Here is a 7,736-nt window from a genome sequence, read left to right as displayed (position 1 = left end):
TCGGGGGTGGTGCGCGGTGTGCGGTGGGGTGGGGCGGCACGGTGGGGTGCTGCGGCACGGTGGGCGGGTGCGGGTGCGGGTGCGGGTGCGGGTGCGGGGCGTGGTGTGTGCGGTGGGGGTGGTGCGGCAGGGTGGGTGGGTGTGCGGTGGCGTGGTGGGGGCGTGCAGAATCGGGACCATGACGACGCCCGCGCATGAGCCCCCCGCCCCCGAGTACAAGGACCGGGTCAACCGGTCGACCGGAGGTGTCGCGGGCGGCGTCGTGCTGCTCGCCCTCGTCCTGTGGCTCGGCTTCGACGCCATGTTCACCGGCGACGGCCGCACCCCCTGGCTCGCGCTCGCCGGGATGATCCTCGTGGTGCCGCTCATCGTCGCCTTCACGCTGCGCCCCGCCGTGTACGTCAACTCCGACCGGCTGCGCGTGCGCAACCCGTTCCGCCTGATCGTGCTGCCCTGGGGGCAGATCGCCGTCCTGCGCTCCGGGTACTCCAACGAGGTCCTCACCAAGTCCGGCGACAAGTACCAGATGTGGGCCGTGCCGGTCTCCCTGCGGGCGCGCAAGCGGGCCGCCCGGCAGGAGGCGCGGGCCGCCACCGCGGGCGAGCGCGGTGCGGCGGGCGCCGGCCGGGGGGCCGTCGGCCTCGGCGGCCGTGGCGGTGTGCTCGGGCGCGCCGGCAGTACGCGCGGGCTGAGCGGCGGCGGCTCCGCCGGGGAGCCGATCCGGGCCGAGGGCGACCAGTTCATGGCCGATCTGCGCGAGCTGCACGAGGCCCGCGAGGACGCGGAGAGCGCGCAGGGCGCGGTGACCGTGCGGTGGGCCTACGAGATCCTCGGGCCCGCTGTGGCGGGGGCGCTCGTGCTCGTCATTCTGCTGGTGATCGGCTGAGGTGAGTCCCGGGGGCGGGCGGTCGTTCCGGGTGCCTGCCCCGGTGGGTGGCTGAACCGGGACTTCGCGGGAGGGCGGGGGCCTGGGGCGCCTGACGCTGGGTGGATGGCTGAGCTGTGGGGGCGGGCGCGGGTGGCGCGCCCGCCCCGGCTCGTCAGATGCCCAGTGCCGTCGACAGGTCCTTCTTGATCGCCGTCAGCAGCGTCGTCGCCTTCTCGTGCGCCGGGGCCAGGTCCGCTCGGGCGGGTACCGGGACCACGACCTCCAGGTAGCACTTCAGCTTCGGCTCCGTGCCCGACGGGCGGACGATCACCCGGGCGCCGTCCAGCGTGTAGCGCAGGCCGTCCGTCGGCGGGAGCGTGTCCGTGCCCTGCGTCAGGTCCTCGGTGCGGGTCACCGTCAGACCCGCCAGCTCCGTCGGAGGCTGCTCGCGCAGGCGGCGCATCGCGTCCGCGATCAGGGACAGGTCCTCCACGCGGACCGAGAGCTGGTCCGTGGCGTGCAGGCCGTGCTCCACGGCCAGGTCGTCGAGGAGGTCGAGCAGCGTACGGCCCTGCTCCTTGAGCTGCGACGCCAGCTCCGTGATCAGCAGCGCCGCGGTGATGCCGTCCTTGTCGCGCACGCCCTCCGGGTCCACGCAGTAGCCGAGCGCCTCCTCGTAGCCGTAGCGCAGGCCCTCGACGCGGGCGATCCACTTGAAGCCCGTCAGGGTCTCCTCGTGCGGCAGGCCCGCCTTCCCGGCGATGCTGCCGAGCAGGGACGACGACACGATCGACTCCGCGAACGTGCCGCGCGCGCCGCGGGTGACCAGGTGGGCGGCGAGCAGCGCGCCGACCTCGTCGCCGCGGAGCATGCGCCAGTCCGCGCCGTCCTTGACCGCCACCGCGCAGCGGTCCGCGTCCGGGTCGTTGGCGATGACCAGGTCGGGGTCCGTCTCCCGGGCCTTCGCGAACGCCAGGTCCATCGCGCCGGGCTCCTCCGGGTTGGGGAACGCGACCGTCGGGAAGTCCGGGTCCGGCTCCGCCTGCTCGGCGACGAGGACCGGCTCCGGGAAGCCCGCGCGCGCGAAGGCGGCGAGGAGGGTGTCCTTGCCGACGCCGTGCATCGCCGTGTAGACCGTGCGGGCCGTGCGCGGGGAGTTTGCGGCGAGGACCGCGTCCGTACGGGTCAGGTAGGCGTCCAGGACGTCGTCGCCCAGGATCTCCCAGCCCGAGTCCGGGCGGGGGACCGCCGTGAGCGTGGTGATCGCGTCGATCTCCGCCGCGATCTCCGCGTCGGCGGGCGGGACGATCTGGGAGCCGTCGCCCAGGTACACCTTGTAGCCGTTGTCGCGGGGCGGGTTGTGGCTGGCCGTGACCTCCACGCCGGCCACCGCGCCGAGGTGCCGGATGGCGAAGGCGAGGACCGGGGTGGGCAGGGGGCGCGGCAGCACGGCGGCGCGCAGGCCCGCGCCGGTCATCACGGCGGCGGTGTCGCGGGCGAAGTCCTCGGACTTGTGGCGGGCGTCGTAGCCGATGACGACGAGACCGGGCGCGTCGGGCGTGCCGTTTGCGCCGGTCGTGCCGGTCGTGCCGGTCGTGTCGGCCGTGTCGTCGCCGTGGGGGACGCCCTGCTTCTTGAGGTACGCGGCGAGGCCGGCGGCGGCGCGGATGACGACGGAGCGGTTCATGCGCAGGGGGCCGGCGCCGAGTTCGCCGCGGAGGCCGGCGGTGCCGAACTGGAGGGTGCCGGCGAAGCGGGCTTCGAGTTCCTTGGTGGCGTTCGCCTCGATGAGGGCGGCGAGTTCCGCGCGGGTGTCCGCGTCGGGGTCCTCGGCGAGCCATGCCTTGGCCCGTGCGATGAGGTCGTCGTGCACGATTGCGTCAGCCTCTCGTGTGGTGGTGCGGCTCGGGTGGTGCGGTGTGGCGCCGCCGGTCTTGGGGGCGCTTGGGGTGCGTGGTGGGCCGGGGCGCCTTGGGGTGCGGGGTGGGTCGGGGCCGTGGTGGTACGTCCAGCCCGCCGCCCACGGACATACGGCCCGGAGTTCGGTTCGCTGAGGGAGGAGGGACCGCAGTACGCGGCGGGCATATGGACGTACCACCACGGCCCCTTCCGTCGTACGGCGGCTGCCGGCCGGTGGGGGCCAGGCGCGTGGGCGGGCGGCCCGCATTCGTTGTACCGCGGGTGCGGGGGCGGGTGGGCCGCTTCCGTTGTACGGCGGGTGCGGGGGCCGCCCGCCCGGTGGGGGCGGCTTTCCTCTTGTGTTTCTACAGGCGGTCCAGGACCTGGGCCAGGAGGGAGCCCATGCGGGTGGCGCTGTCGCGGCCCGCCTGGAGGACCTCCTCGTGGTTGAGGGGCTCGCCCGTCATGCCCGCGGCGAGGTTGGTCACCAGGGAGATGCCGAGGACCTCCGCGCCGGCCTCGCGGGCGGCGATCGCCTCCAGGACCGTGGACATGCCCACCAGGTCCGCGCCGATCACGCGGGCCATGCGGATCTCGGCCGGCGTCTCGTAGTGCGGGCCGGGGAACTGGGCGTAGACGCCCTCCTCCAGGGTCGGGTCCACCTCCTTGCACAGGGCGCGCAGGCGGGGGGAGTAGAGGTCGGTCAGGTCGACGAAGTTGGCGCCGACGATCGGGGAGGTCGCCGTCAGGTTGATGTGGTCGCTGATCAGGACCGGCTGGCCGGGGCGCATGCCCTCGCGCAGGCCGCCGCAGCCGTTGGTCAGCACGATCGTCTTGCAGCCGGCCGCCACCGCGGTGCGCACACCGTGGGCGACGGAGGCGACGCCGCGGCCCTCGTAGTAGTGGGTGCGGCCGAGGAAGACCAGGGCGCGCTTGTTCCCGATCGTGTACGAGCGGATCTTGCCACCGTGGCCCTCCACCACCGGCGGCGGGAACCCGGGCAGCTCGGTGACCTGGAGTTCGGCGTCGGGCGCGCCCAGGGCGTCCACGGCCGGAGCCCAGCCGGAGCCCATCACGAGGGCGACGTCGTGGGTCTCCGCGCCGGTGAGTTCGCGCAGGCGCGCGGCGGCGGCGTCGGCGGCGGCGTAGGGATCGCCCTGGATGTCGTCCGGAAGAAGAGATGCGTTCACGCGGATGAGGGTAGCCGCTTCCGGCCTACGCGCGTAGATGACGGAGCTCACGGGAATGCGATCGTTGTCTTGTCGTTTCCGACGAGGGTGCGGGGCGGGTGGTGCGCGTGGGTCAGCAGGGGCGTTTGCGCAGTTCCATCACGTAGTCGTGCGGGGCGCCCGCGGACTCGGCCGCGTCCGCGATCTCGCCCAGGTAGCGGGCCGAGGGCAGGCCGCCCTCGTAGCCGTTGAGGACGTAGACCCAGGCCGGCTCCTCGCCGTCCAGCGTGTGGACGCGCACGCGCATCCGCCGGTAGACCTCGTTGCCGACGCCCTCCCAGCGGTCCAGCGACTCCTCGTCCATCGGGGCGATGTCGTAGAGCGCGACGAAGACCTGGGAGATCGGGTCCTCCACCAGGGTCGCGAGCGCGCCCTCCCAGCCCATGTGCTCGCCGCCGAAGGTCAGCCGCCAGCCGTTCAGCCAGCCCGTGGCGCGCAGCGGCGAGTGCGGGGCGCGGCGGGACATCAGCCGCGCGTCGAGATTGCCGGCGTACGCGGCGTAGAGCGACATGGGCGAAGCGTACGGCAGGGCGCCCGGGTACCGCCGATGACGCCCGTGCGCCGCCCCGGGGCAGTGGCACCTTGAGGAGTGCGGGACAATGGAGTACGTGACTCGGATCGTGATCATCGGTGGCGGACCCGGCGGATACGAAGCGGCGCTGGTCGCCGCTCAGCTCGGCGCGGAGGTGACCGTCGTCGACTGCGACGGTCTGGGCGGAGCGTCGGTGCTGACCGACTGCGTGCCGTCGAAGACCCTTATCGCTACGGCCGAGGTGATGACGACCTTCGACTCCTCCTACGAGGAGCTGGGGATCATCGTCGCCGACGACACCCCGCCCATGGAGCAGGCCGCCCGGGTGGTCGGCGTCGACCTCGGCAAGGTCAACCGCCGCGTGAAGCGCCTGGCGCTCGCGCAGTCGCACGACATCACCGCCTCCGTGACGCGCGCCGGCGCGCGGGTCATGCGCGGGCGCGGCCGGCTGGAGGGCATGCAGGCCCTCGACGGCTCGCGCAAGGTCGTCGTCACCACCGCCGACGGCAGCGAGGAGACCCTCACCGCCGACGCCGTGCTGATCGCCACCGGCGGCCACCCGCGCGAGCTGCCCGACGCGCAGCCCGACGGCGAGCGCATCCTGAACTGGACCCAGGTCTACGACCTCACCGAGCTGCCCGAAGAGCTGATCGTGGTCGGCTCCGGCGTCACCGGCGCCGAGTTCGCCGGCGCCTACCAGGCGCTCGGCTCCCGGGTCACCCTCGTCTCCTCCCGCGACCGCGTGCTGCCCGGCGAGGACCCCGACGCCGCCGCCGTCCTGGAGGACGTCTTCCGGCGCCGCGGCATGAACGTCATGGCCCGCTCCCGCGCGGCGGCCGCCAAGCGCGTCGGCGACCGCGTCGAGGTGACCCTCGCCGACGGGCGCGTCATCACCGGCTCGCACTGCCTCATGGCCGTCGGCGCCGTCCCCAACAGCGCCGGGCTCGGCCTGGAGGAGGCCGGCGTCAAACTGCGCGAGTCCGGTCACATCTGGACCGACAAGGTGTCGCGGACGACCGCTCCGGGCGTGTACGCGGCCGGCGACGTGACCGGCGTGTTCGCCCTGGCTTCGGTGGCGGCCATGCAGGGACGCATCGCCATGTACCACTTCCTCGGCGACGCGGTGGCCCCCCTCGACCTCAAGACGGTCTCCTCCAACGTCTTCACCGACCCGGAGATCGCCACCGTCGGCTACAGCCAGGCCGACGTGGACGCCGGCAAGATCGACGCCCGCTGTGTGAAGCTGCCGCTGCTGCGCAACCCGCGCGCGAAGATGCAGGGCATCCGGGACGGCTTCGTCAAGCTCTTCTGCCGGCCGGGCACCGGCATCGTGGTCGGCGGTGTGGTCGTCGCGCCGCGCGCCTCGGAACTGATCCATCCCATCTCGATCGCCGTCGACAACAATCTGACGGTCGAACAGATCGCGAACGCCTTCACCGTGTACCCGTCTCTTTCGGGCTCGATCGCCGAGGTGGCCCGGCAGCTGCACGGCCGCAAGGCCACGGGCGAGGCGTAGGCCCGCCGAGGCGAGGCGCGGGCCCGCCGGGGCCGCGCCCCGGCGTCCGCCTCGCGGGGGGCCGGCGGGCGGCCCTCGGGTGGCACGCGGGGGCTGGGGCGCGGCCGGGTGATCCGCCCGCTGAACGGGTGATCTGCCTGGTGGCGGGAGTGGTGCGCCCGGTGGCCGGCGACCGCGCCGGTCCCGTCGTCCGGCCGGGCGCCGATGGGGCGCTGGTGGGGCGCCGATGGGAGCCGGGCGGGCCGGTTCGCCCGGTCCGGACCGGTGTCCATGCGTGCGGCATAGGCGGGAGGCCTAGGCCCCGTATCGGCCCTATACCACCTGGTGCCCCCCGGTGCGAACAACTTCTGTTATTCGGCGCAAACTGCTGAAAGCAGACGGTCGCTGGGGTTACTGTCAGTTTCGTGTTCGCTGCTGAACGTCGCCAATTGATCCTCGAAATGGTGCGAGCGAACGGTGCGGTGTCGCTCCGTGAACTCGCCCGCGTCGTCCAGACCTCCGAAGTGACCGTACGACGGGACGTGCGGGCGCTGGAGGCCGAAGGACTCCTCGACCGCCGACACGGCGGTGCGGTACTTCCCGGCGGCTTCACGCGGGAGTCCGGTTTCCCGCAGAAGTCGCACCTCGCGACCGCGGAGAAGACGGCCATCGCCGACCTCGCCGCGGGCCTCGTCGAAGAAGGCGAGGCCATCGTCGTCGGGGCCGGTACGACCACGCAGGAACTGGCGCGGCGGCTCGCCCGGGTGCCCGGGCTGACCGTCGTCACCAACTCCCTCCTGGTCGCCCAGGCCCTCGCCCACGCCAACCGCGTGGAGGTCGTCATGACCGGCGGAACATTACGCGGCTCCAACTACGCCCTCGTCGGCTCCGGGGCCGAACAGTCGCTCCAGGGGCTGCGGGTCTCGAAGGCCTTCCTCTCCGGGAGCGGCCTCACGGCCGAGCGGGGCCTGTCCACGTCCAACATGCTGTCGGCCTCGGTGGACCGGGCCCTCGTCCAGGCCGCCGCGGAGGTCGTCGTCCTCGCCGACCACGGCAAGCTCGGCGCGGACACCATGTTCCAGACCGTCCCGACCGACCTCATCACCCGCCTGGTCACCGACGAGCCGCCGGCCCACGACGACCGCGCGGGCACCGAACTCCAGGCCCTCGCCGACCAGGGCGTCCAGATCTCCGTGGCCGGCCCGTCAGGGCACCCGGTGGGCGAACAGCCCCCGACCCGCGGCGACCGCCGCCGCGACGTCCCCCTGCCCGGCCCCCGCCGCGGCCAGGTACCGGGGGGCACGGCGACCCCACTGCGCGCTTCGGCGCTCACGGGGGAGCAGACGGGGGGCGAGCGGGGGGCGGGGGCTCGGGTGGCGGATTTGCGGAGGCGGTAGGGGGCGGTGGGGGTGGGGGGCTCCGGGGGGTCCGGGTTGGGTGCGGCCGGGGGCCGGGCCGGGCGGTCCGGGGGACCGGGGTCCGGGGCGGGGTGGTTCGGCGCTGGGGCCGGGGGCGGGGCCGGTGGGTCGGTTGGGCCGGGGTGGGCTCCGGGGCCGGGGTGAGCGTTGATGAATGGTTGGTTCGGGCCGTGAGGGTCCGGGTGAGCCGTGGGTGTCCGGGGTGGGTGGCCTGGAATTCCCATTCGTTGCCACACCGAGGCGCCCGGTCGGTCCGCGTGAGCGGTCCGGCCGGGCGCCTCGGTGTGGTGCGGGA

At 73.9% G+C, this 7,736-nt stretch carries 6 protein-coding genes; 3 read left to right on the top strand and 3 right to left on the bottom strand.

Translation table 11 applies throughout. From position 1 onward, the window contains the following. The first annotated feature begins 178 nt into the window (after positions 1-178). Positions 179-886, top strand: coding sequence for a PH domain-containing protein (locus K7787_RS31030; RefSeq protein WP_223003675.1), 708 nt, complete (start codon positions 179-181; stop codon positions 884-886). Positions 887-1,040: 154 nt separating this feature from the next. Here K7787_RS31030 and K7787_RS31025 read toward each other — a convergent pair whose 3' ends face one another. The 3 genes from K7787_RS31025 to K7787_RS31015 all read right to left on the bottom strand — a co-directional run bounded on the left by K7787_RS31025 (position 1,041) and on the right by K7787_RS31015 (position 4,507). Next, positions 1,041-2,741, bottom strand: a complete 1,701-nt coding sequence (locus K7787_RS31025) for a phospho-sugar mutase (protein WP_223003674.1) — start codon at positions 2,739-2,741, stop codon at positions 1,041-1,043. Between the two features lie 391 nt (positions 2,742-3,132). Further along, positions 3,133-3,957 (bottom strand): purine-nucleoside phosphorylase, encoded by an 825-nt coding sequence (locus tag K7787_RS31020; RefSeq protein ID WP_223003673.1) that lies wholly within the window; start codon positions 3,955-3,957, stop codon positions 3,133-3,135. 112 nt (positions 3,958-4,069) lie between these two features. Next, complete coding sequence (locus K7787_RS31015) at positions 4,070-4,507, bottom strand: gamma-glutamylcyclotransferase family protein (protein ID WP_019985568.1); 438 nt, start codon at positions 4,505-4,507, stop codon at positions 4,070-4,072. Between the two features lie 88 nt (positions 4,508-4,595). Between K7787_RS31015 and K7787_RS31010 the strand changes: the two genes are divergently transcribed. After that, complete coding sequence (locus K7787_RS31010) at positions 4,596-6,044, top strand: NAD(P)H-quinone dehydrogenase (RefSeq protein WP_019985567.1); 1,449 nt, start codon at positions 4,596-4,598, stop codon at positions 6,042-6,044. A 404-nt stretch (positions 6,045-6,448) separates the two neighbouring features. Next, positions 6,449-7,420: a DeoR/GlpR family DNA-binding transcription regulator gene (locus tag K7787_RS31005; RefSeq protein WP_078625047.1), complete on the top strand. Its 972-nt coding sequence runs from the start codon at positions 6,449-6,451 to the stop codon at positions 7,418-7,420. Positions 7,421-7,736 lie beyond the last annotated feature (316 nt).

It is taken from the genome of Streptomyces sennicomposti (assembly GCF_019890635.1).
GTDB lineage: Bacteria > Actinomycetota > Actinomycetes > Streptomycetales > Streptomycetaceae > Streptomyces > Streptomyces sennicomposti.
Note: the sequence above shows the minus strand (reverse complement) of the source record. Positions and strands in the feature narration are given on the sequence as shown.